21 protein-coding genes are annotated in these 25,892 nt (G+C 65.7%); 5 read left to right on the plus strand and 16 right to left on the minus strand.

Annotated features, from left to right (window positions below; all coding sequences use genetic code 11):
- Positions 1-152: 152 nt before the first annotated feature.
- The 12 genes from GUY30_RS16760 to dcd all read right to left on the minus strand — a co-directional run bounded on the left by GUY30_RS16760 (position 153) and on the right by dcd (position 14,462).
- Entirely contained in the window at positions 153-2,168 is a 2,016-nt protein-coding gene (locus GUY30_RS16760; protein ID WP_167200102.1) for a S9 family peptidase, read from the minus strand.
- A 241-nt stretch (positions 2,169-2,409) separates the two neighbouring features.
- The gene (locus GUY30_RS16765; protein ID WP_167200105.1) at positions 2,410-3,114 is read right to left on the minus strand and encodes a DcrB/PsbP domain-containing protein; all 705 of its coding nucleotides are present in this window, start codon (positions 3,112-3,114) and stop codon (positions 2,410-2,412) included.
- A 47-nt stretch (positions 3,115-3,161) separates the two neighbouring features.
- Complete coding sequence (locus GUY30_RS16770) at positions 3,162-4,811, minus strand: sensor histidine kinase (RefSeq protein ID WP_228281501.1); 1,650 nt, start codon at positions 4,809-4,811, stop codon at positions 3,162-3,164.
- Positions 4,808-5,560 (minus strand): response regulator transcription factor, encoded by a 753-nt coding sequence (locus tag GUY30_RS16775; protein ID WP_167200108.1) that lies wholly within the window; start codon positions 5,558-5,560, stop codon positions 4,808-4,810. Before GUY30_RS16775 ends, GUY30_RS16770 begins: the two co-directional genes overlap by 4 nt.
- The gene (gene mnhG, locus GUY30_RS16780; RefSeq protein ID WP_167200111.1) at positions 5,550-5,945 is read right to left on the minus strand and encodes a monovalent cation/H(+) antiporter subunit G; all 396 of its coding nucleotides are present in this window, start codon (positions 5,943-5,945) and stop codon (positions 5,550-5,552) included. The genes GUY30_RS16775 and mnhG overlap by 11 nt, the downstream gene beginning before the upstream one ends.
- Positions 5,935-6,558, minus strand: a complete 624-nt coding sequence (locus GUY30_RS16785) for an MrpF/PhaF family protein (RefSeq protein ID WP_167200114.1) — start codon at positions 6,556-6,558, stop codon at positions 5,935-5,937. The genes mnhG and GUY30_RS16785 overlap by 11 nt, the downstream gene beginning before the upstream one ends.
- On the minus strand, positions 6,555-7,235 hold the full coding sequence (locus tag GUY30_RS16790) for a Na+/H+ antiporter subunit E (protein ID WP_228281502.1): 681 nt from the start codon (positions 7,233-7,235) through the stop codon (positions 6,555-6,557). Before GUY30_RS16790 ends, GUY30_RS16785 begins: the two co-directional genes overlap by 4 nt.
- Positions 7,232-8,815, minus strand: a complete 1,584-nt coding sequence (locus tag GUY30_RS16795) for a Na+/H+ antiporter subunit D (protein ID WP_208091447.1) — start codon at positions 8,813-8,815, stop codon at positions 7,232-7,234. Before GUY30_RS16795 ends, GUY30_RS16790 begins: the two co-directional genes overlap by 4 nt.
- Positions 8,812-9,444 carry a Na(+)/H(+) antiporter subunit C gene (locus GUY30_RS16800; RefSeq protein WP_167200117.1) on the minus strand — a complete coding sequence of 211 codons (633 nt, stop codon included), beginning with the start codon at positions 9,442-9,444 and terminating at the stop codon, positions 8,812-8,814. The genes GUY30_RS16795 and GUY30_RS16800 overlap by 4 nt, the downstream gene beginning before the upstream one ends.
- Positions 9,441-12,488 (minus strand): Na+/H+ antiporter subunit A, encoded by a 3,048-nt coding sequence (locus GUY30_RS16805; RefSeq protein WP_167201190.1) that lies wholly within the window; start codon positions 12,486-12,488, stop codon positions 9,441-9,443. The genes GUY30_RS16800 and GUY30_RS16805 overlap by 4 nt, the downstream gene beginning before the upstream one ends.
- A gap of 136 nt (positions 12,489-12,624) precedes the next feature.
- Entirely contained in the window at positions 12,625-13,887 is a 1,263-nt protein-coding gene (locus GUY30_RS16810) for a hypothetical protein (protein ID WP_228281503.1), read from the minus strand.
- On the minus strand, positions 13,884-14,462 hold the full coding sequence (dcd, locus tag GUY30_RS16815; protein WP_167200120.1) for a dCTP deaminase: 579 nt from the start codon (positions 14,460-14,462) through the stop codon (positions 13,884-13,886). Before dcd ends, GUY30_RS16810 begins: the two co-directional genes overlap by 4 nt.
- A gap of 289 nt (positions 14,463-14,751) precedes the next feature.
- Here dcd and GUY30_RS16820 point away from each other — a divergent pair, with 289 nt between their 5' ends.
- The 4 genes from GUY30_RS16820 (at position 14,752) to GUY30_RS16835 (ending at position 19,754) form a co-directional block, all read left to right on the plus strand.
- Positions 14,752-16,260, plus strand: a complete 1,509-nt coding sequence (locus tag GUY30_RS16820; RefSeq protein ID WP_167200124.1) for an LPXTG cell wall anchor domain-containing protein — start codon at positions 14,752-14,754, stop codon at positions 16,258-16,260.
- 6 nt (positions 16,261-16,266) lie between these two features.
- Positions 16,267-17,442, plus strand: a complete 1,176-nt coding sequence (locus tag GUY30_RS16825; RefSeq protein ID WP_167200126.1) for an ABC transporter — start codon at positions 16,267-16,269, stop codon at positions 17,440-17,442.
- A 63-nt stretch (positions 17,443-17,505) separates the two neighbouring features.
- Positions 17,506-18,465: a hypothetical protein gene (locus tag GUY30_RS16830; RefSeq protein ID WP_167200128.1), complete on the plus strand. Its 960-nt coding sequence runs from the start codon at positions 17,506-17,508 to the stop codon at positions 18,463-18,465.
- A gap of 359 nt (positions 18,466-18,824) precedes the next feature.
- Entirely contained in the window at positions 18,825-19,754 is a 930-nt protein-coding gene (locus GUY30_RS16835) for a putative endonuclease domain-containing protein (RefSeq protein WP_167200130.1), read from the plus strand.
- Positions 19,755-20,031: 277 nt separating this feature from the next.
- Here the strand turns inward: GUY30_RS16835 and GUY30_RS16840 are convergent, their stop codons facing one another.
- The 3 genes from GUY30_RS16840 to mmsB form a co-directional block, all read right to left on the minus strand.
- Positions 20,032-21,969: an NHL domain-containing thioredoxin family protein gene (locus GUY30_RS16840; protein ID WP_167200132.1), complete on the minus strand. Its 1,938-nt coding sequence runs from the start codon at positions 21,967-21,969 to the stop codon at positions 20,032-20,034.
- 72 nt (positions 21,970-22,041) lie between these two features.
- Positions 22,042-22,782 (minus strand): YggS family pyridoxal phosphate-dependent enzyme, encoded by a 741-nt coding sequence (locus GUY30_RS16845; RefSeq protein WP_167200134.1) that lies wholly within the window; start codon positions 22,780-22,782, stop codon positions 22,042-22,044.
- A 256-nt stretch (positions 22,783-23,038) separates the two neighbouring features.
- Entirely contained in the window at positions 23,039-23,944 is a 906-nt protein-coding gene (gene mmsB / locus GUY30_RS16850) for a 3-hydroxyisobutyrate dehydrogenase (RefSeq protein ID WP_167200137.1), read from the minus strand.
- Between the two features lie 140 nt (positions 23,945-24,084).
- Here mmsB and GUY30_RS16855 point away from each other — a divergent pair, with 140 nt between their 5' ends.
- Complete coding sequence (locus tag GUY30_RS16855; protein WP_167200139.1) at positions 24,085-24,960, plus strand: LysR family transcriptional regulator; 876 nt, start codon at positions 24,085-24,087, stop codon at positions 24,958-24,960.
- A gap of 76 nt (positions 24,961-25,036) precedes the next feature.
- On the opposite strand, the gene GUY30_RS16860 is transcribed toward GUY30_RS16855, so the two are convergent.
- Complete coding sequence (locus tag GUY30_RS16860; protein ID WP_167200141.1) at positions 25,037-25,783, minus strand: 3-hydroxybutyrate dehydrogenase; 747 nt, start codon at positions 25,781-25,783, stop codon at positions 25,037-25,039.
- Positions 25,784-25,892: the final 109 nt, after the last annotated feature.

Genomic DNA, 25,892 nt, shown 5'->3' on the forward strand with positions numbered 1-25,892 from the left:
CCTTCCATCGCTCTGCGCACGCCTCATCCAGGGTACGGAATAGCTTCACGGTCTCCCCACTGCAGGGTGCGGGCAATCCTGCCGACTCACCCCAGGGTGCCGACGAACCGGCCGCCGACCCGTCCTAAAGTGCGGACGTACCGTCTGCCGACTCACCCCAGAGTGCGGACTCGGTTCGCGTCGATGCCGAGCACATGCGTATCGAGGAACGCGAGGACGGTGCGATACCAGACCTCGGCATTCCCGCGGCCGAGGATCCAATGCCCCTCATCGGGGAAGTAGAGGAACCGATGCTGAGTATCGCCATCGGCGTCGAGCGGAGTCTTGGCCTGGGTGAGCAGGTCCAACCACAGCTCCTGCCCCTGTCCGATCGGCACCCGGTAGTCCTTGTCGCCGTGGATGACGAGCATCGGAACCTCGATATCACCGGCGTAGAGGTGCGGCGAGTACTGCGCCGACTGCTCCCGCATCGCCTGATCCCACGACGAATTGTCCGTCGTCCGCCCCATCGACGTGGTGTTCCACAGAGAGGCGTGGGTGACGATGCACTTGAACGCGCTGCCGGTGTGCCCGGCCACCCAATTGGCCATGTATCCGCCGTAGGACCCGCCGGCCAGGGCGACATGTTCGGAATCGATGTCCGCCCTCTCCCCTGCGGCCTCGGTCAGCGCCATGATGTCGGTGAAAGGTGTGCCGCCGAGCTGCTGCTGACCGCGGTCGATCATCGCCTGCCCGTAACCGGTGGAGATCGCCGGATCCGGCAACAGCACCGCATAACCGGCAGCCGCGAACGGACCCGGGTTCCACCGGTAGGTCCACGCATTCCACGAGCCCCACGGACCGCCGTGGGCGAATACGACGAGCGGATGCGGCCCCTCCCCCTCCGGCAGCACCAGCCACGCACGGATCGGCGTGCCGTCCTCGGCTGTGACCTCCACCTCGGTGAGGGTGCCTTCCTCGTCGAGCACCGTCGCCGGATTCGCGAGCTCGCTGATCACGCCGGTGCCGAGGTCGACGGAGATCGGCAGAGGTGCGACATCGATCGCCGAGGCGGTCGCCACGACCGTGTCCTCGCGCAGGGCCAGCCCCGAGAACGAATACTTCTGATCGACTCCCCCGACGAGCCGCCGAGGCTGCGCATCGTCGAGACCGCCGATGAAGATGCTGCCGCGGCCGTGATCATCGGCAGTGGCCACGATGGTCGAATCGTCCACCCAGATCGGGGAGAACCAGAAGTCGGCATCGGGCCACACGGGATTCAGTTCCGCGGTTTCGAGGTCGAGGACCATGAGTTCGGCCGCGAGGTTGGTCTGCGGAGTCCAGGATTGCACACGGGTGACCAGTGCTTTCGACCCGTCCGGGCTGATGGCCTCGATGTCGAAGCTGTGATCGGTCGCCGGCTTCGTCAGACGGTGCAGCTCGGGCTCACCGTCGAGGTCCACGCGCCAGATCTCACTGGCTTCGAGCTGGCCGGGGATCGGCTTCTCCAGCTGGACGAGGACGAAACGGGCGTCATCGTCGACAGCCCAATCGACCAATCGACCGGACGGCAGCGACAGGTAGCGGAAGTCGATGCCCGCCGGCGCACTCAGCTCGTCAGTGACTTCGGGAAAATCGGCACCCACCTCGTCGAGGGTGGCCACGGCCAGGGTCTGCCGGCCCGGCCCCAGATCATGATCCCAGCGGCGGACGGGGAACCCGGTGTGGAGTATTCCGCTGACCTTCGCATCGCTGCGTTCGGCGCTGAATTCCTGGTGGTCGTTCTCGTCGGCGGCCCACGTGTGGACGGGGAACTCGACGATGATGGTCTCCCCTTTGACCTCGATTCGGGAGAAACCGCCCTCGTGATCGGCGAGTTTGCGGGCCTCTCCGTTGTCCGGCAGCGCCCACAGGCTCGGAGACTCGGCATCTTTGCCGTCCTCGCCCTTGCGCTTGGAGGCGAAGACGATCGTGCCGTTCTCGCTCAACGCGGCAGGCCCGATGGACTGGTCGCCGCGGGTGATGCGCCGGGGCGTCTCCCCGCTGATATCGGCGAGGTGGCTGAGGGAAGAATTGCCCTCGGAGTTGAGGAACGAGTATTGGGCGATGACGCGGCCGCTCTGGTTCGTCAAGAGGCCTTGCAGGCGGCGGGCGTCGAGGAGTCGGGTCACTGCGTCGTGGGTCGTCATCTTCCCATCCTAGGTCCCAACGTCGATTCCGGGGTGGTATCCCGAGGACCCCAACTCGCCGAGGCGCCGAGGCGGCCGACCGAGTCGAGGGCCCGAGGCTGCTTACCGAATATCCCGCGCCGCCGAGGTAGCCCGTTGGATCGCGTACGTGTGACCTTCGCGGCGCAGATGACCGACTGCAAAGGCGGCTGGCCGAATCGCTGGCGCCCAACCGCCGCGTCGTTCGATGCCCACGGAAGAGTCAGCGGAAGCTCGGTGCCGGAACCTTCTCGCCGTCGATCGTCACCGTCGGGAGCATCTTCTTGAAGTCCTCCGCCACTTCGGTGTTCGTCTTCGGCGTGCGCATCTCGATCGAGATATTCACCAGACGTCCGTTGATCTTGTACCCCGTCTGCACCCCGAAGACATACGTCGGTTTCTTGTTGAGAGCCATGATCTCGGTAGGACCGAGTTCACCCTGATAGCTCCAGAACTCTCCCGCTGCCAGAGAGCCCGTCTGCTCGGCAATCACCTGCGAGTCCTGTTTGGAGAAGTTGTAGCGTCGTTTCTGGTCGACGACTTCCTGCGCACTGTCGCCGTATTCGTCGGTGCAGTTGACGAGAATGATGTCGGCTTCGGCGCTGTTCTCTCCGTGAGTGAAGACATGGAACTGTTCGGTGCTCCCGGTGCTGTCCCTCCACTCATCGCCGATCGCGAAGCTCAGCTCGACCGGGCAGCTGCTGCCGAATGACACCGAAGTCCTCGTCATCCCTTTGGGGATTCCGGCCTCGGTGGGTTTGCCTGTGGGTTCGGGTCCGGCGGTTTCCTGCACACCGATCCGCATCGGACCGGCAGACTTGTCCTCGGTGCGGATCTGGAAGACCGAACACCCGCTGAGCAGGACGGTCAGTGCGAGTGTGCCTGCGGCCGCGGCTCGCCGCACCGAGGCTGGTCTCGCCGCGACCATTCTCACCGCGGCAGGACCCCGTGAAGCCGTTCGTCTGGTCACCCGTCTCACTGCTGGTCACCCGGTTGGTGACGGTCCGGGTACCCCGCTTCCGGGCCGTTCTGATTCGGCTGTGCCTGCCCGTACCCGTGCTGAGGAGCCTGCGGTCGGGAATTCCGCTGGCCGCCGACAGGAGGCTGGCCTGTGGGCTGGGGTCCGCTGGCAGGCTGACTGCCGACGGGTGGCTGACTGCCAATGGGTGGCGGTCCGAAATTCTGCTGGCCTGAGACGGGCTGGCTGCCGATGGGCTGATTGCCGAAGTTCTGCGGTCCGGAATTCGGCTGATTGCCGACTGATGGCTGGCTGGTCGGCTGGGGTCCGCTGGCAGGCTGGCTGCCCACTGGTGCCTGACCGAAATTCTGCGGGCCCGAGTGCGCCTGACCTGACTGCGGCTGGCCTGATGGCGGCGGGCCGGAATGCTGCGGACCGGAGTTCGGCTGGCTTCCGACTGGCGGCTGCCCGTAACCCGGGTTCTGTCTTCCGCCGTTCGGTGCCTGCCGCGGCGGTTTGAACTGCGAATGCTGCCCGGAATCCGGCGGGAATCCACCGGAGACGGACTCGCCCGTCCGACGATTGACCAGATTTCCATCGACCCGCTCGAGGCGACGCTTCGACGTCCGCCGCGGCGTACCGAGGATCCGCCCCTGCAGTTCGGCCTCATTGGGCTGACGGGGCGGCAGGAATCCGGGCGCCTGCCGCGAATCCGCCTGCTGCATCGGCTGCACCGCATGCGAGCCTGCGGCGACCCGATCCATATGATCGGACATCTGCGGCACGGTCACGGGTGCGGCATCGGCGAGCACAGGGAGGACCATACGCACCGAGGTGCCCACACCCTCCTGACTGAAGAGCTGCACGGATCCGCCGTGGCGGGTGACGATCGCACGCACGAGCGAGAGGCCCATTCCCGAACCGGCGACGGCCCGGACCCGAGAACCGCGAGAGAGCTCGTCCCAGACGTTCTCCTGTTCGGCCAACGGAATGCCGCTGCCGGTATCGGCGACCTCGACGACGACCCAGCGGTGTCCGTCGATGATCTGCTCATTGGCACGCAGCTCGACGACTTCGGCCTGCGACGAGTATTTGAGAGCATTGCCCAGCAGATTGAGGATCGCGGTGAGCAGCAGATCCTCCTCTCCTGCGACATCGGGCAGCCGCCACGGAGCCCGGGCGACGGTCGCCACGATCATCCGATCCTCGGCGCCCGGCGCGGTCGAGGCATCCTCGACGGCCTGGTGAATGAGTGCATCGAGATCGACGCGAGCGTATTCGATGATCCGGGTCTCGACATCGGCGAGCTTGCGCAAGTCGGCGAGCAGTCGGGCGACCCGACGTGAGGACACGTCGACCTGCTTGGCCGCCGGCTCCACTTCGCTCAGGGTGCCGCCGTCACGGACGACCTCGCGGATGCTCGCCGCCGAGGTGCGCAGCGCCGTCAGCGGGTTCTTCAGTTCGTGGTCGAGTCGGATGAGCATCCGATTGCGCTTCGTCATCGAGTCCTCGGCCGCTGCCGTCTCGATGGATTCCCGCAGCGCGGCCTCGCGCTTCTTCAGATACCGCCAGCCGAACCACGCGCCGACGGCCAGACCGCCGAGCACGATGACGAGCAGCAGCAGGAACAGCCACACCTGGATCTCGAAGACAAGGAAGTTCGTCATAGACGGCTCTGTCCGTCCTCGCCGCGGACCTCACCGACGAAACGGTAGCCGCGCCCCTGCATGGTCGCGATCCACCGTGGTTCCGCGGCGTCTTCGCCGAGCACGCGACGCAGTTCGGCGACGCGGGAGTCCACGGCACGGGTGCCCACCGCCTCTTCGAATCCCCACAGCACTTCGAGCAGGCGGGAGCGTTCGATGAGTTCGTCCTTGTGCACCATGAGGTACTCGAGCAGGGTGAAGCCCTTCGGGGTGACGACGAGCTCACGCTGCCCCAGCCAGGCTCGGCGTCCGACACGGTCGACGCGCAGGCCGAAGCTGGACACGAGCACCGGAGCCGTGGCCAGAGGCGGGCCGTCATTGCGGGTGCGACGCAGCACGGCGCGAATGCGAGCGACGAGCTCGTGCGGGTCGAAGGGTTTGTTGAGGTAGTCGTCGGCCCCCTCTTCGAGGGCCATCGCACGCTCGACACCCTCGCCGACCTGGGTCAGCAGCAGCACCGGAACCCAGTTCTCCTCCTGGCGCAGACGGCGCAGCACCTGCCGGCCGTCGGCTCCGGGCATGAGCACATCGAGGACGCACACATCGGGTCGGTGGCGGTGGATCTCGTCGAGGGCGAGCAGTCCGTCGCTGGCGGGCAGCACCCGGAATCCGGAGCGTTCGAGGAACGGCACGACCGCTCCGAGTACGTCGGGCTCATCATCGGCGACTAAGACGAGGGGTTGGGGCTCGGTGTGCTTGTCAGCCGTCATGGTGGTCTGTTCCGGTTCCTCTCTGGCGTTCCCAGGCGATCTCTCTGGCCTCGGCACGGTCGACCGCCTCGGCGAGTTCATCTCGATACAGCATAGATCGACGCAGGTGCTTGGTGCGATAACCGGCGCGGCCGACCATGTGCGTGGCGACGGGGATCGTCACGAGCTGGAAGGAGATGACGATCGCCAGAGTCGTCACCGTCGCCCACGTCGGGAACTGGATCGCAATCGCCACACAGACGAGTATCAGGCCCAGCACCTGGGGTTTCGCACTCGCGTGCATGCGCGAGAGAAGGTCACCGAAGCGCGCGAGACCGACCGCGGCGGCCAGGGACAGGACCGCGCCGAGGAAGATGAGCACGGCCGAGATGATGTCAAGAACCACGGTTGTTCTCCTCCCCGTCACGCGCCGACATGTGCTCGGCGTCGTCGGGCCCCGGGTCGGGTCCGGTGCCCTCGCCCTCTCCGCCGCTGTCGGCGTGGGCGTCGTAGGCGGCGTCCGCGATCTCGGTGACCTCGTCGCTGGGTTGAGCCGGAGGTGTCGGCGTCGATGCGGACTGATCGTGCGGACGGGTCCGGTCGGCCGCCTCGGCGTCCTTCGCCTCCCCGCCCTCGGTCGCCCCAACACCAGTCGCTTCTGGGTTCTGCTCCTCCGCGTCACGGGGCATGTGCCAGTCGGAGGAGCTGAACTCGGACAGGGCACCCGCCTCGGCGCCGGGAGTCATCGAATCGGACTTCGACACGTACCGCGAGACGCTGACCGAACCGACGAAACCGAGCATCGCGAGCACGATCAGCACGGGCAGCAGATCCGTGCGGTCGGACAGGGCCATATACCCGCCGAGGCCGCACATGATCGAGGCGAGCACGACGTCGGTGCCGATCATGCGATCGAGGATCGACGGACCCCGGACGATCCGGAAGAGCGCAATGACCACCGAGGCGGCCAACAGCACCGAACCGGCGATGACGAGTGTGTGAAGGACGATCTCACTCATGAGCGGCCTCCTTCGGTCTCGTTCAGCGGATCCGGCCGGGCACGCAGTGCGGCGAGGTCGCGGTGCGATCCGAGCGTGCGGATGAGCAGCTCTTCGATGTAGTAGACCTGCGCCTTGGCCTTGCGCAGCTTCTCCTCGGAATCGCAGTCGAGGAAGTGCAGGTAGAGCATGCCCATGGCCCGGTCGCTGTCGATGATGATCGACCCGGGGATGAGGCTGGCGGTGTCGGCGATGAGGGTGAGCACGAGGTCCGAGCTCGTGCGCAGGTCGCAGGCGATGACGGACCCGGCTCCGACGGCTTTGCGGCGGAACGCATACCAGGCGACCTCGATGGAGGCGTGGAGGACCGAGTAGAGGAACCACAGACCGAACACCGCCGCATGCCAGACGTTGAACCGTCCGGAGAGCACGATGGGCGGGAGGTAGAACACGCGCGTGACGATGAAGGCCAGCACGATTCCGGTGACCACTGTGACCACCGTGATCGAATCCCACAGCATCAGCCACAGCAGAACCAGCGAGATCAGCAGCACGAGCTGCTGGATGATTCCGCGGCCCCGGCTCATCCGCGCCCGGTTGGGAGCCGGCGCTCGGTTCTGTCCCGGTGCGCGGTCCTGCCCCGGGTCTCGGATCTGACCCTGGTCGCGGTTCTGCCCTCTGTCTCGGTTGGGACTCATGACTCTTCACCTCCGAGCACGTTCGTGACGTAGTCGATCGGTGTCGAGAGGTTCTCGGCCGCCCGGTTCGACATGTCCCACAGTGGTTCGGCGGCGACCGTGAGAACGACGGAGGCGATCACCACCACCGAGGTGGCCACCACCATGGCAGGAGGAACGCCGATCTGAGACGTCCACTTCTTCCCCGCCAGCAGAGTCTTCTTCCGATCCGTGAACTCCTCCACGAGGTCCTCGTTCGGCTCTTCCACATCGGCCGGGTCACGCCAGAACGCGAGGTTGAAGGTACGTCCGATGACATAGAGGGTGAGCAGGCTCGTGACGGTGCCGGCGACGATGAGGACGGTCGGCAGCCACGCATGATCGTCGAAGCCGGCGAGGAAGAGCGCGACCTTGCCGATGAACCCGGAGAACGGCGGAATGCCGGAGAGGTTGAGCGCCGGGATGAAGAAGATGATCGTGATCACCGGCGAGAGCACCATGAGACCGCCCAGCGACCTCGTCGAGGTGGACCCGCCGCGCATTTCGACGAGTCCGATGGCCAGGAACAGCGCGGTCTGGACGATGATGTGGTGAACCGTGTAGTAGATCGCCGCGGACAGTCCGAAGCTCGTGCCCAGGGCCACGCCGAAGAGCATGTAACCGATGTGCGAGACCAGGGTGAAGGACACGATCCTCTTGATCTCCGACTGCGCGATGGCGCCGAAGATGCCCACGAGCATCGTCAGTCCCGCCGCGATGAGCAGCGGCACCCGCAGAGAGGACTCGGCGAACAGCAGGGTCTCTGTGCGGATGATCGCGTAGATGCCGACCTTCGTCAGCAGTCCCGCGAAGACCGCCGTCACCGGTGCCGGAGCCGTCGGATACGAGTCGGGCAGCCAGAAGGACAGCGGGAAGATCGCGGCCTTGATGCCGAAGCCCAGCAGCAGGAGGACATGGAGGATCATCTGCACATCGGCCGGCAGATCCGAGATCCGCTCGGACAGCTGCGCCATGTTCACGGTGCCGCATGCTGCGTAGATGATGCCGATCGCGGCGAGGAAGATCACCGAGGACACCAGCGAAATGATCACATAGGTGACTCCCGCACGGATCCGCTCCGCCGTGGCGCCGAGGGTGAGCAGCACATAGGAGGCGACGAGGAACATCTCGAAGCCGACGTAGAGATTGAACAGGTCTCCGGCGAGGAACGAGTTGGCAATGCCCGCGCACAGCACCAGATAGCTGGGGTTGAACACGGAGATCGGGGTTTCGTTCGAGTCGTCGTTGGCGTCCTGACTCAGTGCGTACACGAGCACGCACAGTGTGACCAGCGAGGACACGATGAGCATGAGCGAGGACAGCCGGTCGGCGACGAGCACGATGCCGGCCGGGGGCTGCCACCCGCCGATCGCAACGACCTGCGGTCCATGGGTATCGACGCCGAAGAGGATCAGCGTGGCGATGATCATGACGGCGACGAGGATCGCGATCGACACGATGTTCTGCGTCCGTGTGTGCTTGGACAGGATGAGTGCGATTCCGGCGCCGATGAGCGGCAGCAGAACGGGCAGGGGAACGAGGACGGGCAGAAGATCGATCATTCGTCGTCTCCCTGCTTCGCGCCCCGAGCTTCTTCGGCGACCTCGGCCTCCTTGGCGCTGCGGGCTTCTGTATGCGAATCCACCGCTTCCTCGGCGATGGCCTCGGCCTCGGCCGGACTCGACGCCTCCTCGATGTCGTCGACGACGTCCCCGCGCTCCGCGGGTGTGCCGTCGTCGTCGAGGTCGATGGCGCCGGTGATCGGGGACTCCGCCTCATCACCGAATTCGGTGTCGTCGTAGTCCGTGCTCGCCTCCGCCTCGGAGTCGATGAGCTTCGTGATCGCCACCTGGAGGTCGGTGTCGTCATCCTGCAGCGAATCGGCGCGCATGAGCCTCCAGGAACGGTAGATCATCGCCAGCAGGAACGCCGTCACGGCGAAGGTGATGACGATCGCGGTGAGGATGAGCGCATGCGGCAGCGGGTCGGACATGCCCTCGGTCGACAGGTTCTTCCCGTCGGTCAGGGGCGGGGAGCCGCGGCCGGCGGTGAGGATGATGAGCAGGTTCACTCCGTTGCCGAGCAGGATGAACCCGAGCAGAACGCGGGTCAGGGAGCGTTCGAGCATGAGGTAGATGCCGGCGGCGAAGAGGACGCCCATGGCCAGGACCATGATGAAGGACACGCTCATAGGCGGCCTCCTTCCGCACCGTTGTCGACGTCGAGTTCGTTGACGCGGTCGATGATCTCGGACACGGCACGGTGTTCGGCGGTGGCGCCCATGTTCTCGGAGAAGTTCACATTGTCGTGGATGCGGTTGGTCAGCATCATCTCGTCGCGTTCCTGGTGCAGGTCGACCTCGGCTCCGAGGGAGCGGAGGATGTCGAGCATGAGGCCGACGACGATGAGGTAGACGCCGATGTCGAAGAACGTCGAGGTGCCGAAGGACAGGTGGCCCAGCAGCGGCAGATCGCCCTCGAGGTAGACGGAGTCGAAGACCGTCTCACCCCAGATCCACCCGAAGATGACGGTCAGGATCGCGGTGACCAGGCCGGTGCCCAGCATGCCCGAGGGAGTGAAGGGAGCCGCCTCGGCGAGTTCGTATTTGCCTCCGGCGAGGTAGCGGACGACGAGCGCGAGACCGGCGACGAGGCCGCCGGCGAATCCACCGCCCGGATGGTTGTGGCCGGCGAAGAGGAGGTAGACGGAGAAGACGATGACGGCGTGGAAGATCAGGCGCGCGGTGACTTCGAGGATGATCGACCGGTTGCGTGGGGCCAGGGTGCGTCCGGCGATGAGCCAGGACGCGCGCTTCTGCGACAGGCCCTCCCCGCGGCCGGAGTAGTGGAGGTCGACGACGTCCTCGGCCACGGGTTGGAAGCGGATGCGACCGGCCGCCTCGGTGCCGTCCTTCTTCCTTTCGAACCGATGCAGGTGGCCTTCGCGTCCGCGCACGAAGATGAGGCCGGCGATACCGGTTCCGGCGGCCACGAGCACGGAGATCTCGCCCATCGTGTCCCAGGCGCGGATGTCGACGAGGGTGACGTTGACGATGTTCTTGCCGTGGCCGAGCTCGTAGGCGAGCTGACCGAAGTCGACGGAGATCGGATCGGCCACGCGCACTCCGGCGGCGATGAGGACCACGAGCATCATAGTGATGCCCACGGCGCCGCCGATGATCGCCCGCCAGGCGGGGGTGAGGCGGCCGGTGGACTCACCGATGCGCGCCGGCAGCCGGCGGAGGACGAGGACGAAGACGACGATCGTGATGGTCTCGACAAGCACCTGGGTCAGGGCCAGGTCGGGGGCGCCGACGAAGGCGAAGTAGGCGACCATGGCATAGCCGGAGATGCCGGTGACGACGACGGCGGTGAAGCGCTTCTTGGCCCGGGTGGCACCGATCGCGACGATGACGAGCACGGCCGCGACGATGAGATCCAGCGGGGTGTCCCAGAGCCGGAAGGTGATGTTCCACGTGTCGTTGGAGATGATCGCCAGGCCCAGTCCGGCGACGAGGACGATGTAGACCACGCCCTGGTAGAACGGCAGCGAACCGCGCTGGGTGCGGGCGGTGACCCACAGCGCCAGGGCTTCCATCCAGCCGATGAGCATCCGGTAGAGCTCGTGGAAGTCCAGTCCCGACGGCAGCGTCGCCTGGACCTTCGCGAAGGGGCGGCGGAAGATGAACAGGGCGACACCTGCGGCGACGGTCACGGCGGTGAAGGCGAGCGCCGGTTCGAATCCGTGCCACAGAGCGAGGTGGTAGTGCCCGTCACCCTCGGCCACGGCCGGCAGCCCGGCGGTCCACGCGGAGAAGTAGCCGTCGAGCAGTCCGACTCCGGGGCCGAGCGCCAGTGTCAGTGCGGTGAGGATGAGCGGGGAGACGACGAGGGTGAGCTTCTCGTCGCGGCGGGCGATATCGTCGACTCCCGGCTTCGTGGAGAACGCGCCCCAGACGAAGCGGGCCGAATAGGCGACGGTGAGGATCGAGCCGATCATGATGCCGATGAAGGCGATGACCGAAGCTTTGTCCGGTGAGGACAGGAGGGTCGAGTACGCGGCTTCTTTCGCGGCGAAGCCGAGCAGCGGAGGCAGTCCGGCCATCGAGGCGGCCGCGATCGTCGCGCACACGGCGACGACGGGGAAGGCCTTCCAACCGCCGGAGAGCTTCGTCAGATCACGAGTGCCGGCACGGTGGTCGATGATGCCGACGCACAGGAACAGGCAGGACTTGAACAGGGCATGGGCGATGAGCAGACCCAGGGCCGCCTTCGTGATGTCCGGAGTGCCGAACGAGGCCATGGTGGCGAGGAATCCGAGCTGGGAGACCGTGCCGAAGGCCAGAAGCAGTTTGAGGTCGGTCTGCTTCAGCGCCTGCCAGCCGCCGATGAACATCGTCAGCAGACCCAGGGTGAGCAGCACCTCGGACCAGCCGGGGAGGTTGTTGTAGCCCGGTGCCAAGCGCAGGACGAGGTAGATTCCCGCCTTCACCATGGCCGCGGCGTGCAGGTAGGCGCTCACCGGGGTGGGGGCGGCCATGGCGCCGGGCAGCCAGAAGTGGAACGGCATGAGCGCGGACTTCGAGACCGCTCCGACGAGGATGAGGATGACGGCGGAGACGATGATCCCGCCGGTGTCCATGCCGGACTGGGCGCGGTCGACCAGGGTCGAGATCTGCCCGGTGCCGGTAGCGGTGATGAGCAGGATCATGCCGACGAGCATGGCCAACCCGCCGGCGGTGGTGACGATGAGTGCCTGCAGGGCTGCCTGCCGCGAGCGGCGGCGGGACTGGCTGTGCCCGATGAGCAGGTAGGAGAAGACGGTGGTGCCTTCCCAGAACAGGTAGAGCATGAGCAGTTCGTCGGCGACGACGAGCCCGTACATCATTCCGGCGAAGGCCATGAAGATTCCCGCGAATCGAGCCAGTCCCGGCTCGTCGGGCGGGAAGTAGCGTGCGCAGTAGACGAAGACGAGGGCGCCGACCCCGGTGACCAGCAGCGTCATGATCCAGGAGAGCACGTCGAGGCGGAAGACTCCGCCGAGGCCGAGTTCGGGCAGCCAGTTGAGGTTCTCGACGATCGGCTGAGCGGCGGGGCCGAACAGATCGGAGATCGTCGACAGGCTCCACAGGAGTCCCGCGAAGGGAACGAGGGCGAGGAAGAAGAAGGCGTTGCGGCCGAGCAGGCGAACCAGAGGGTAGGCAATGACAGATGCCCCGAAGAAGGCGCCTGTCATGACTATCACCGGCGGCCACCTCCGTCATATGCCTGTTTGTGAGAAAGTTTCGTCAAGCCATTTTCGCACGGACAGGCATCGTTTCCCCAATCCCTGGGTGTGAGCTGAGACAGGTTCCGCCCCGGCACGGCACCGATCAAGCGCGCAGCTGTCGACTGGTCACGAGGAAGCCGTTCTCGTCGAGGCCGATGCCGTCCGAGCCGACGAGCAGCTCGGCTCCGATGGAATCGGTCAGCTCTGCCACCTTGCTGCGCATCCGTCGGAAGCGGCGTCCCGGGTTCGGCCGATAGCGCTTCGACTCGGTGTCCATCCAATGCACGTGGTACTCGATCTGCGGGGCATCGGTGTGGGCGGCGACGATCGGCGGAACCCACTCGGCCTCCATCACGCGGATTTCGAGGCTGCCGGCGGATTCGTCGATCTCACCGAGCGGGACGAGCAGGGCATAGCCGTCGAGGATGACCGGGGCGGACGGATCGAAGAGCGGGTCGTCGATGCTCGCTTGGGCCAGCACATCCTCGTCGGGGGTGGGCAGGGCCTGCTGGAAAGCGTGCGGGGCATGCCGGTGCACGAAGTCGAGAGCCACCGGCGGTTCCATCCAGTACGAGGAGTAGATGTAGAGGTCGACCTTCGCCTCGGGGTCGGGGATGATCACCCGCGTCGGCAGCCCCGGCTCATCGGCCAGGCGCACGCCCGTGTGGAGGCGGGATGCGACGGAGAGCATGAGGCTGAGCATCCGCTCCTCCTCCCGGTCCGGCATCCCGTCGGGAAAGGCCTCGTGGAGTCCGTCGGCATCGGCGAACCAGCTCGGCGGCGGAGTCGGCTGCCGGTCCCGGGGGCAGTCGATGACAATGGCGTGCTGGGCCCAGTCGGGAACCTCGAGCGCGGCGGCGTCGGCGGAGTCGAGGGTCGCCCCCGAGCTCAGTCGGGAGTGCCGGCTCAGTCGCATCTGCCCGTGCTCGTCGAGCGTGGGGCGCAGATCGGGCAGTTTGTTGTGGATGAGCGCGAGGACGTCAGAGACCTCGACGGCGTCATCGAGGAGGATGAGATGGAAACCGCGCAGATCCGCCGAGGTGGCCGTGTCCTTGGGCGCGGAGGTGTCACCGCCGTACCCGGGCCGTCCCGTCGACGGCATCCCGGTCTTCCGCCGGCTCGCGGCCTGAGAGTCCGGAGTCTGAGTCTCGGAGACTGGGGCGGGTGCACCGGTCGCGGTCGCTGCCGGAGACACAGAGGTGCCAGCGCCGTGGGCGGCCGGGTCTCCGCTCGCATTCGAAACACCCGTCGCCTGGGCACCCGTCGCTTCAGCGTCGGGGACCTGGTAGCGCTCGGCGTCGGCCTGTTCCCGGGCGGCGCGTTCAGCGGCTTCGCGTTGCAGCCGCAGTTCGCGGCGGGTGATCACATGTCCCTCCGGTAGAAGTTGAGGTGCGAGCGGGAGGCCGTCGGACCGCGCTGGCCCTGGTAGCGGTTGCCCGTGGCTTGGGAACCATAGGGATTCTCCGCCTCCGAGCCGAGTCGGAAGAAGCAGAGCTGACCGATCTTCATTCCGGGCCACAGGGTGATCGGCAGCGTCGCGACGTTCGACAGCTCCAGAGTGACGTGGCCGCTGAAACCGGGGTCGATGAATCCGGCCGTCGAGTGGGTCAGGAGGCCGAGACGCCCGAGCGAGGACTTGCCTTCGAGGCGAGCGGCGACGTCGACGGGCAGAGTCACGAGCTCATGAGTGGAGGCGAGGACGAACTCGCCCGGATGGAGGACGAAGGGCTCGCCCGGAGCGGCTTCGACGAAGCGCGTGAGTTCGGGCTGTTCGAGGCTCGGATCGATGACCGCGTACTTGTGGTTGTCGAAGAGCCGGAAGTAACGATCGAGACACACGTCGACGCTGGCCGGCTGGATCAGCGACGGGTCGTAGGGGTCGAGGGCGATGCGTCCGGAGTCGAGCTCGGCGCGGATGTCGCGGTCGGAAAGGAGAGTCACGTTTCCGATGGTAGTCGTTCCGGGCCTCACACGCTCGCGAGCGCACGACCTGGGCACGCCGAATCCGCGAAAGATTCCGACCGACACGCCCAATCTATGTCACAAAACAATAACGATTATCGGGAATTCTCCTGATTTTTACCCGTGTGTCTCCCCATAGCGGCGGATGAATGCTTTAGGGTAATGAGCTGTACGGACCCGCGCACGATGGTGCCTTCCCCTTCTTAAGCCAAGGAATGCCGGGAGTCCATCGTCTTTCGTGGGTAGACAACAATCGAAAGGCATTACTGTGAAGACCTCGCGTCTTGTGCTTGCCCCCGCAGTAGCCGTTGCATTGACAGGTCTTGCTGGCGCCCCGGCGTTCGCAGCGACAGAGTCCACCGCTACGGTCCCTCAGCAACCGCTGTGCGCCCAGGGTGATCAGCAGTCATCGAACAGCTCCGAATCGGATTCCTCGGTTCCCGACGAGTCGGACCCGCAGGCGACCCTTGCGCAGGCGCAGGTGACCCGCGCCGACATCGCTGACGACAAGAAGGGAATCGGCTTCTCCGGCACCGGATTCACTCCGGACGAGAAAGCCACGGTGACCGTCGTCGGCACCGATGGCACCGAATACTCGCCGGACAAGAAGCTCACGGTCGACGAGGACGGAAAGGTCTCCGGCACCTACTTCTTCACCGTCACCGACGGTGCTCAGGTTCCCGTCGGCGAATACTCGCTCTACCTCACCGACCTCAAGTCCGAGAAGAAGTCCTCGAAGGTGACCTTCGAGGTTGTCTCCAAGGCGTCCGAGGTCGACGACCCGGGTAAGGGCGACAACAAGGACGACGACAAGTGCGACTCCGCCACCGGTCCGATCAAGACTCCGGACGAGACTCCCAGCGAGACGGAGTCCCCGAAGCCCTCGGAGACGAAGACCGAGGAGCCCACCACGGAGGCACCCAAGCCGTCGGAGACGAAGACCGAAGAGCCGACCACGGAAGCTCCCAAGCCTTCGGAGACCAAGACCGAAGAGCCCACGACCGAGGCACCGAAGCCGAGCCCGTCAGAGACCGACGAGGCCGATGACAAGGACAAGGCTCCTGCCGACGACGTGAAGCCGGGACCCGCCGAGGCTCCGGACAAGGAGCCCACCACCGAGGCCCCCAAGCCGACCGAGACCGAAACCGAAGCTCCGAAGGACGAAGAGCCGAAGGTTGACGAGTCCGAAGGCGCAGACGATGCCGCCGAAGACGAGAAGAATGCCGAAGAAGAGGCTCCCGAGTCCACCGGTCCGGCCAGCCCCGGCACCGAGGACAAGAAGCCTGCCGCAGCCGCGCAGGCCTCGATGTTCATCGACCCGACCGAGGTCAGCTCCGAGGACTTCCTCAATGACGGCATCAAGATCGGCGTCAGCGGGGCTCAGCCCGGCGAGAAGGTCTCCATCACGGTCGAGCATGCCCAAGGCAAGGTCGATCGCTACACGATGACCAAGGAAGCCGATTCCGAAGGCAAGGTCACGTTCGGTGTCCAGGCCAAGGTCAAGGCCGTGCTCGGCACCTACAACGTGCGTGCTCAGGCCGAGAGCTTCGATGAGCCCCAGGGCGGAAGCTTCACCGTGCTCACCAACGGCACCGCCGTCGATGAAGGCGGGAACGGAAACGGCAGCGACCAGGGCGGCTCCGGCAGCGACCTGCCGCGCACCGGTGCCGAGATGACCGGACTGGCGCTCGGCGTCGGTCTGCTCGCAGTCGGTGCAGCAGCCGTCATCATCACCCGTCGGCGCATGAACGCCACCGACGATCCCGCGGAGTTCTAAGCTCCATTGAACGATGAATTGTCCCTCGCGGGGCTGCAGCTCGACGGACGCGAGATCGACCTCGGACGTCTGCGAGCAGGGACAATCCTGGGACTCATGGGCAGCCCGGACAGCACCACTTCGGTGGTGCTGTCCGTGGCGTCCCTGCCCCACGTCGCACCGCCACCACACTTCCCGACCGGACGCCGGTCGGGTCGTTCGCGTGTGCGCAGCTGGATGAAGAGCTATCTTCGCGACGCCGATGCCGGATCTGGGGAGGCGGCATCGGCAGCGGACCGATCTGCTGCGCTGACGACATTCGGACTGCGGCCCGACGTTCTGCGCCGCCGCATCGACGACCTCGACGCGACCGATCGCGCCCGCCTCGCCCTGGCCGCGGCTTGGGCGAGCGGGGCGAAATGGCTGACCCTCATCGACCCGTTCGGTTCGGTCCCCGGCCATCTGCGCACCGGACTGCGGAGTCGCTTCGCCGAACTCGTCGCCCAGCACGGCCGCGGGGTCGTCTTCAGCTCGAATTCGCTGACCGACCACTCCATCGCCGAGGCGGGAGTGGCCGATATCGAAAAGGACCAACTCGTCGCGTTCGGCTCCCTTGAGCAGATCGTCACCGAACCGCGCGGTTCCCTGCCGGCCGAGCTCAGCGGGGTCAATGTCTATTCCGGGCTGGCTCGGAAGGGATGGCTGTCCATCGGCCATTCGGCCGTGCGCGCCCGCACCGAACTCGACGGGAAGGTGTTCGTGACTCTCGGCTGGCGTGCCGCCCTCCTGTCACTGGACGAACACGACCCGGCGTTCACCTCGGCGACGGTGTTCGAATCCATCGTCACCGGACTGCGCGATCGCGGCTCCTGCCTGCAGGCGAAGCTCTCACCGGTCGACACGGAGATGGGGCTCGCCCTCGACGTCGACCTCGCCGACCTCGCTGGAGTCCCCGTCAGGCAGACGAAGCCGGAGGACTCGGCGCCATCTGACGCAACCGCCGAATCGGTTGAGGATTCATCCTCAGCCGCCGACGCGGATTCAGCCGCCGCCGATGCGGACGAGAAGCCGACCATCGGATTCGGTGTCCTGCATCCGGGACTCGGCGCGACGATCTCCGAACTGCGTGCCAACGTCAAGGTCGGCACACATGTCTTCGTCGAGGTCGACACCTCCGCGCTGCACGCCTACACGGTTGAGTGACGCGCGGCAGATAGACTGAGAGGTGCCCAGTCCCCCTCAGTCCCCAACCGAATCAGGAGCGCCATGCGAACGTCGCGCCGACTTCTGATCGCAGCGCTGACGGTCGTCGTCCTCACGGTTGCAGCCGTCCCCCTCCTCAACTTCACCGTCTACACCCCTGCGCGCGCTGCCGAGGCCTATATCTCGGCGATCGAACACGGCGATGCGCAGAGTGCCTTCTCCTACCTGTCGACGCCGACTCCGACGTCGACCTTGGCGCTGAGCGACGAGGTCCTCTCGGCGGCCCCCGATCTGCCGCGCGAACCAAAGGCCGAGACCGTCTCCGTCGACGGCGATCATGCGAAGGTCCGCCTCAGCTACATCCTCTCCTCGCAGGAGCAGACCGTCGACCTCGACATGGTGCGTCTGCCCCCCAGTGCGGGACTCTTCAATCGATGGGCTGTCGAACAGCAGGAATGGCCGGCCCTCAGTCTCGACGTCTCCGGATCATCGACGGCGACGGTCAACGGCTACGGCGTCAGTACGGGAGAAGTGCCGGTGCTGTTCCCGGCGAGCTACCTCGTCGGGTTCGATGCGACGTACCTCAAGTCCGACTCCCAACGCGCCGAGGTGACTGCCCCCGGCGACTCCCCCACCGTGAAGCTCTCGCCGGAGCCCACGGCCAAGCTCGAGCAGACCGTGGAAGAGCAGGTCACAGAGCACCTGCAGGACTGCATGAAGTCGAAGACGCTCATGCCCGCCGGCTGCATCTTCGGCTACGACACGGACAACGAGATCATCGGTGATGTGTCCTGGTCGCTCGAGCGCAGTCCGCAGATCGGGCTGACCTCGTCCGGCAACGATCTCGAGCTCACTCCTTCGACAGTCGAGGTACGAGTACAGGGACGCTACCGGGACATCGTCACTGCCGCCGAACACGACTTCGACGAGAAGCTCTCGTTCGTCCTCGGCGGCTCAGTGGTCGTCAAGTCCTCGCAGGTGAGCTTCGAGCCGCGCCGCCTCGGCGACGTCACCATCGCCTGAGCGACGGCTGCCCGGACGCGGCGGGTGGGCCTCGCTCCTCCCTCGATTCACCCCGCCACGGTGGTTGTTGGGTCGATCCACGGCGTTCAGGGAGCCGAAACCACCGTGGATCGACCCAACAATTGCACTGCGAGGGGCTTCAAGCGTGAGCCAAGGAGCCCAACCCGACCATTCTTTCCTGTGGATAAACTCCTCGCTCTGTCGTTGCAGACTGCGACCAGACCGCATATTTGCCAGCGTTGACGAGGGACGCGGCCATTTCTGCGCACTCACGCAGATTCCTGAAGACCGACGAGGAGTTTCCACAGACGCATTCTGTCGCATTCACTGTTCACTGTGTGTGAACGATCCTGTTTTTCATGCACAGGACAATTCGATCGCCTGCCGATTTCCAGACGGCTCCTATCCCTTTTATGCACCGCGATCTCACAGCGCGCGGGCTCACAGAATTCGCGCTCAAAGACGAGTCTCGCTTCCGGCAGGTCTTCCGCGGCGTGTGGGTTGAAGCCGATCCCAGCTCACGAGTTCTCTGCCCACCGTGGGCAGATCAACAGTGGTTGCAGCAACAAGTAAGGCTTTCAGCTCTTCTGCTCCTGCACCCGAATGTCATCGGCTGTTCGCTGACAGCCGCTGTACTCTACGGGCTGCCGCTGCCCAACCAGCCCAAGAACTTCGACACCCACGTCATCAGCGGCGATCGAGGTCTGCGAATTCGGCGAAAAGCCGTGAAGCTCCACCGAGGATCCGGTTTCGACATCACCGAGTTCTACAACCTGCCGCTGATCTCAGCCACCGATCTGTTCTTCGAACTTGCCCCACTGCTCAGCGAGAACGACCTGATCGCACTAGGTGATGCAGCGATCAGCCGACAGAACAGCGGGCCGCTCACCAGTCTCGATCAGCTTCGAGCCAGGGCCAGCGCAAGCCACTACCTCAAAGCTCGAAAGTCAGTGCGGCGGGCCCTGTCACTGATCCGCGAGACGGTCGATTCTCCGCGCGAGACATGGTTGAGACTGTGGATCATTGAGAACGGTTTTCCTGAGCCGGTAGTTCACCCGGAAGTGGAGTGTTCGACAGTCTCGGCGATTCTCCGCCCTGACCTCGGATACCCCGACATCAAGGTCGCCATCGAATACGAAGGTGACCATCACAGGACCTCGGCCTACCAGTTCGGTGTGGACATCGAGCGGCGGCAGCTGCTGGAGGCCGAAGGCTGGGTCGTTCTTCGAGTCTCGAAGCGAACAGACATGGACACGTTCAAGCAGATTCTGGCGACCCACCTCGACTGAGCCCCCCCCGCCCCACGCGAGACACGGCCCGTGAGAGGCAAATCACCCGATTGTTGGGTCGATCCACGGCGTTCAGAGCACTGAAACCACCGTGGATCGACCCAACAATCGCCAAGCATCGGCGCCCCCGAAGTTTCCGACCCCTGATCGGCAGAGACCGGCGAGCTGCGTCGCGCACTTCTCCGACTACTCAGAACTTGCGCAACTGCTCCGGTCAACCCCGGCCTCGGACCCCACTGAGGTCCCGCAGCAGGTCCGAGCCCTGGTGCCCGAGCGCTCAGGCACCGCGGAGGTCGAGGGTGAGTTCGTTCGGCGCCGAGTCCACGAGCTCGACGGGGATTCCCCAGTCCTGCTGGTAGAGGTGGCAGGCTGCGTGCAGCGGGATCTCTCCCCCAGGCTCACCATCGCAGGCAGCGGCCCGCGCGGTCACGTGCAGCACTCCCTCGGTGAACTCGGGATCGATGACGATATCGCGATTGAGCCCTTCAGCTCCGCCGGCCCCGGAGACGATGAGCTCCGGCGGCGTCGCAGACACCTGCAGGAACGTGGGGTCACCCCATCGGTCGTCGAGCTTCTGACCAGCCGGGACGGTGAAGCTCACGGTCAGCGACACCGGACCGGAGGCGATCTCCGTCGAGGGGCGCTTCGTCGTCAGCGCGCCTTCGTCGACCTTCTGAGCGTCCTTGGGCAGCTTCACACGAGTGAGCGCGTGCGCCGCGGACTCGACGACGATGAGTTCGGCATCATCGGGGGTTCCCTCATTGTCGATGAGGACGATGTCCGAGGGTTCGCGCAGGCCGCGCGCCAGGGTCGTGACCTCCTCGGTCTTCGGGTCGAAGCGGCGGATCGCGCCGTTGTAGGTGTCGGCGATCGCGACCGACCCGTCGGGCAGGCTGCGCACGCCCAGCGGGTGCTGCAGGCGCGCCTCGGCAGCCGGTCCGTCACGGAAGCCGAAGTCGAAGAGTCCGACGCCCACCAGCGAGGACACCTCGCCGGTGGCGGGGTCGAGGCGGCGGATCGCCGAGGTCTCGGAGTCGGCGACGAACACTTCGCCCGCGGAGCCGAGGTCGAGACCGGATGACTGGGCGAACCAGGCTGACTCCCCGTCGCCGTCGACCAGTCCTTCGTTCATCGTGCCCGAAAGGATGCGGATCGTGCCGTCCTTCGGGTCGAACGACCAGATGGTGTGGTTGCCCGCCATCGCCACGACCACCTCGGCGGTGGAGGGGACGAAGAGGACATCCCACGGCGAGGACAGCTTCACATCTCGTGCGGGTCCGTCGTATCGTCCCAGTTCACCGGGCTTGCCGCGGACATTGTCGATGGCGCCGACCATGTGCTGCTCGCCTGTGCCGGCGATGGTCGTGACCGTCTCGTTCTCGAGGTCGATGCCGCGCAGGGTGTGGTTGACGGTGTCGGCGACGACGATCTGGTAACCGACTTCGGCGGCCAGCTCGGCAGGCAGCACGGTGATGCCGCCCGGTTCGCTGAAGCTCGCCGAGGCGAAGTCGCCGTCCTCGGATCCGCGGACTCCGGTGCCGATGCGGCGGATGATCGTGGCCGCATCGTCGTCGTACTCGACGAGGCTGTGGTGCCCGGAATCGGCGACGAGGAGGTGACCCGACGGCAGGCGCGTGGCCTTTCCGGGGTAGAACAGATCCGTCTCCGGGGCCGGCGGCGGAACGTAGGGACCGTCGCCCGAATGGAGGGTGCCCTTGGCCGAGTGTTCCTCGATGAGGCCTTCGATGATCTCGGTGAGACCGGCGGCATGGCCTTCACCGGACATGGTCGCCACGAGGTAGCCCTCGGGGTCGATGACGGCCAGGGTCGGCCAGGCGCGGGCGGTGTAGGCCTGCCAAGTGACGAGGTCGGGATCGTCGAGGACGAGGTGCTCGACCTGGTAGCGCTCGACGGCCTGATCGACGGCTTCGACGGTGCGTTCGAACTCGAACTTCGGCGAGTGCACGCCGATGATGACGAGCTCCTTGGAGTACTTCTCCTCCAGGGGGCGCAGTTCGTCGAGGACGTGGAGGCAGTTGATGCAACAGAACGTCCAGAAGTCGAGGAGGACGACCTTTCCGCGCAGGTCGGCCAGGGTCAGGTCCTTGCCGCCGGAGTTCATCCACCGGCGACCGACGAGTTCGGGCGCACGGACCTTGACGTCCCGTGCCGACGAGGTGGCTGACGCGGAGCTTTCTGGACTGCTGTTGTTCATGGCTCTATGATCGCAGATCCCCGCCGAGGCGGCCTCCCCGGTGTCATCAAATGACGGCCCTGTCTCGCCCGATCAGGAGTAGTCGCGGGCGCCGAAGATGCTTGAGCCGACCCGCACGATCGTCGCCCCTTCGGCGATGGCGAGTTCGAAGTCGCCGCTCATGCCCATCGACAGTCCGGTCGCCTCGGCGGGCATGGCCCCGGTTCCGCGCAGCTTCTCGCTGATTTCACGCAGATCGGAGTAGCTGGGGCGGATCTCTTCGGGGCTGCTGCCGGGCAGGCCGATCGTCATGAGTCCGCGCAGCCGCATCCGGCCGAGTTCCCGGGTCGCGGTGATGAGTTCCTCGGCGTCTTCGGGTGCGATGCCGAACTTCGAGTCCTCGCGGGAGGTGTTGACCTGTATGAAGTAGTCGACGGTCTCATCGAGGACGTCGAGGCGGTTGTTGATCTTCTCAGCCAACGGGAGGTTGTCGACGGACTGGATGCACTGAGCGTGGCGCAGAGTGTGATTGACCTTGTTCTTCTGCAGCGGCCCGATGAGGTGGGTCTCGGGGTTGAGGTCGGCGAGCGCCTCGGCCTTGCCGGTGATCTCCTGAACCTTGTTCTCCCCGATGAGGGTGAACCCGTGCTCGAGGGCGACGCGGATCTTCTCGGCCGGCTGCGTCTTCGTGGCCAGCAGCACGCGCACATCGTCACCGCTGCGGCCGCTCGCCTCGGCGGCGGCACGGGTACGGTCGGCCACCTCGTCGAGGTTGCCGGTGATGGCTGCGATATCAGCCGCGGACAGCGAGGAAGAGGAAACAGGCGTACTCATGTCTCCAGTCTTGCATGAGCCGCAGAAAGTTTCAGGTCGCCGAGGATGCCAGAACGGCGGCCGTCTCGCGCCAGGTGTGGGGACAGGGTCAAGCCAGCCGCTGGGACGGGAAACGAAATGCGGACGATCCGGGTCGAGATCATCATGATCCTTCGACCCGGATCGTCCGCAGCTCGGTGCTGCCGTGGTGGGCGAGCTGTGCTTGTTTCAACCGGCTCGGCGCCGGTGCAGTAGCGGTTCAGCGCCGGTGCAGTGCCTACTTCGGCAGACCCTCGGCGTTCGGGTCGATGTTCTTGATCAGCGCGGAGGTGTCGAGACCGCCGAGGTCTTCGTCCATGAGCTTCTGCAGCTGTGCGTGGACGAGGGCAGCGGCCGGGAGGTCGACACCCTGGGTCTCGGCACCGGCGAGGGCGAGGCCGACGTCCTTATGCATGAGGGCGGTGGCGAAGCCGGGCTTGAACTCATTGTTCGCCGCGGCCGTCGTGGTCACGCCGGGCACCGGGTACCAGGTGCGCAGCGGCCAGGAATCGCCGGAGGAGACCTTCGCAATATCGTGGAAGACCTTCGGATCGAGGCCGAAGCGATCGGAGAGAACAGCGCCTTCGACGACGCCCTGGAGGCTGATCGAGAGCATCATGTTGTTCACGATCTTCGCGGCCTGACCTGCGGCGTCACCGCCGGCGTGGAAGATGTTGCCGGCCATCGCCTCGATGACGGGACGGGCCTCTTCGACATCGGCATCGGCGCCGCCGAGCATGAAGGTCAGGGTGCCGGCTTCGGCGCCGGTGACTCCGCCGGAGACGGGACCGTCGATGAGGCGGAATCCTGCCTTGGCCGCCTCGGCGTGGAGGAGACGAGCCGAATCGAAGTCGATCGTCGAGGAATCGATGAGCAGGGTCTTCTGGTCCGCATTGGCCAGGACGCCGTCGGGCTCGAGATAAGCGGTGCGGGCGTGCTCACCCTTGGGCAGCATCGTAAAGACGATATCGGCACCGGCGACCGCCTCGGCGATGGAATTCACGGGGTTCACCCCGTTCTTCGCGGCTGCCTCCACGGCTTCCGGGACGAGATCGAAACCCTTGACGGTGTGACCGGCCTTGACCAGGTTCGCAGTCATCGGGCGGCCCATATTTCCCAGGCCCACCCATCCAATCGTCGACATAATATGCCTCCTCGCATCATGTTCAGCTACTCTGCAGTGTTCTCTCTCACAGTACGCCAGTCGAGGTGCGGACGCCCGGCTGGGAGCCTCACCTATTCCGCACCGATTATGTGCACGTACGCAGATAGAATGGGAACACTATGGCTTCCTATGCACCCGGCAGTTCCGGTCCGCAGATCGCGCCCGAGGATCTGCTGACTCTGCTCGCCGTCGCCCGGCTGGGGAAATTCACGGCCGCTGCGCACAGCCTCGGCCTCAACCACACGACCGTGTCCAGGCGCATCGCTGCGCTTGAGAAGGCATACGGCGATCGGGTGCTCGTGGCCTCCCCCGACGGCTGGGAGCTCAGCGCCGCCGGGCGTCAGCTGCTGCCGATCGCCGAGGACATCGAGGCCGCGCTGGGCCGCATCGACGCACATTCGAACTCGGCTCTGTCCGGGACGATCCGGCTGGCCTGCCCGCAGGCCTTCGCCCTCGAGTACGCCGTTCCAGCGCTCACCGAGCTGCAGGCACAGCACCCGGGGCTGCAGATCGAACTGATCACCGCCACGCAGCGGGCCAGACAGTACCGGTCGGGTGTCGATATCGAGATCGTCGTCGGGCGGCCGGACGCCCCGCGCTCGATCGCCAAGCACATCCGCGACTATCGGCTGCAGCTCTACGCTTCGCAGGACTACATTGCTTCGCATCCGCTGCCGCAGACGCTCGATGATCTGGCCGACCACAGGATGGTCTACTACATCGAGAATTCGCTGCGGGTCGATGATCTCGACGAGGCGGCCGATGCCCTTCCCCGCGGTAAGGGCTTCTTCCGGTCCACCTCGGTGCATGCGCATGTGTTGGCGACTTCGCACGGGGCCGGGATCGGGATCCTGCCGGACTTCCTCGCCTACGGAAATTCCCGCCTGGTGCAGGTGCTGCCGGAGCTGTTCTCCAAACAGGTGTCCTATTGGGCCTCGGTCCGCCACGAGTCCCTGCGCAACGCCGGAGTCCGCAAAGTCCTAGAATCCCTCTAATTGCTACCTGACGGCGGCCCAGATACCTCGCGCGAGGTTGCTGAGCCGCCGTCGGGTAGCAATAAGGGAGGGTGGGTCAGGCGGCGACCCAACCGCCGTCGATGCTGTGGGCGCTGCCGTTGATGACCGCGGCATGCTCCCCAGCCAGGAAGAGCGCGATGGCCGCGACGTCCTCGGGTTCGGCGAGCCTCGGTACCGCGGAATGGCCGAGGAAGACCTGCTCGAGGACCTCGTCCTCGCTGATGCCGTTCGTCTTCGCCTGGTCGGCGATCTGTCCCTTGACCAGGGGCGTGAGCACATATCCGGGGTTGATCGCATTGCACGTCACTCCGTGCGGCCCGGCCTCGAGCGCGGTCGTCTTCGTCAGCCCCATGAGCCCGTGCTTCGCCGCGACATAGGCGGATTTGTTCGCCGAGGCGCGCAGACCGTGGACGGAGGAGAGGTTGATGATGCGTCCCCACCCGCGTTCGTACATCTTCGGCAGCACCGCCTTCGTGAGCACGAACGGCGCCTCGAGCATGAGAGTGTTGATCAGCTGCCAGTCCTCGAGCGGAAATTCCGTGATCGGGTGGATCCGCTGGATGCCGGCGTTGTTGACGAGGATGTCGACGTCGAGATCGGTGCCCTCCAACGCCGAGGTGTCCGCCAGGTTGACGGCCCACGCTTCGCCGCCGATGTCGTCGGCAACGGCCTGTGCCGAGTCGGCGTCGACGTCAGCGACGATGACGGCGGCTCCGGCCTGAGCGAAGGACTGGGCGATCGCTTTTCCGAGCCCGGATGCTCCGCCGGTGACGAGAGCGCGTTTGCTGGTGAGATCTCCCAAGAGATGTCCCTTTCGTGGTTCGGGTCAGTGGTACGGATCCAACTTCCTCCCTGCGGAGGGCGAGGATTCATCGAGGTGGGTGCCGCGCACGGTGGCACGCAATGAGGCG

It is taken from the genome of Brevibacterium pigmentatum, assembly GCF_011617465.1.
In the GTDB taxonomy this organism is placed as follows: Bacteria; Actinomycetota; Actinomycetes; order Actinomycetales; family Brevibacteriaceae; genus Brevibacterium; species Brevibacterium pigmentatum.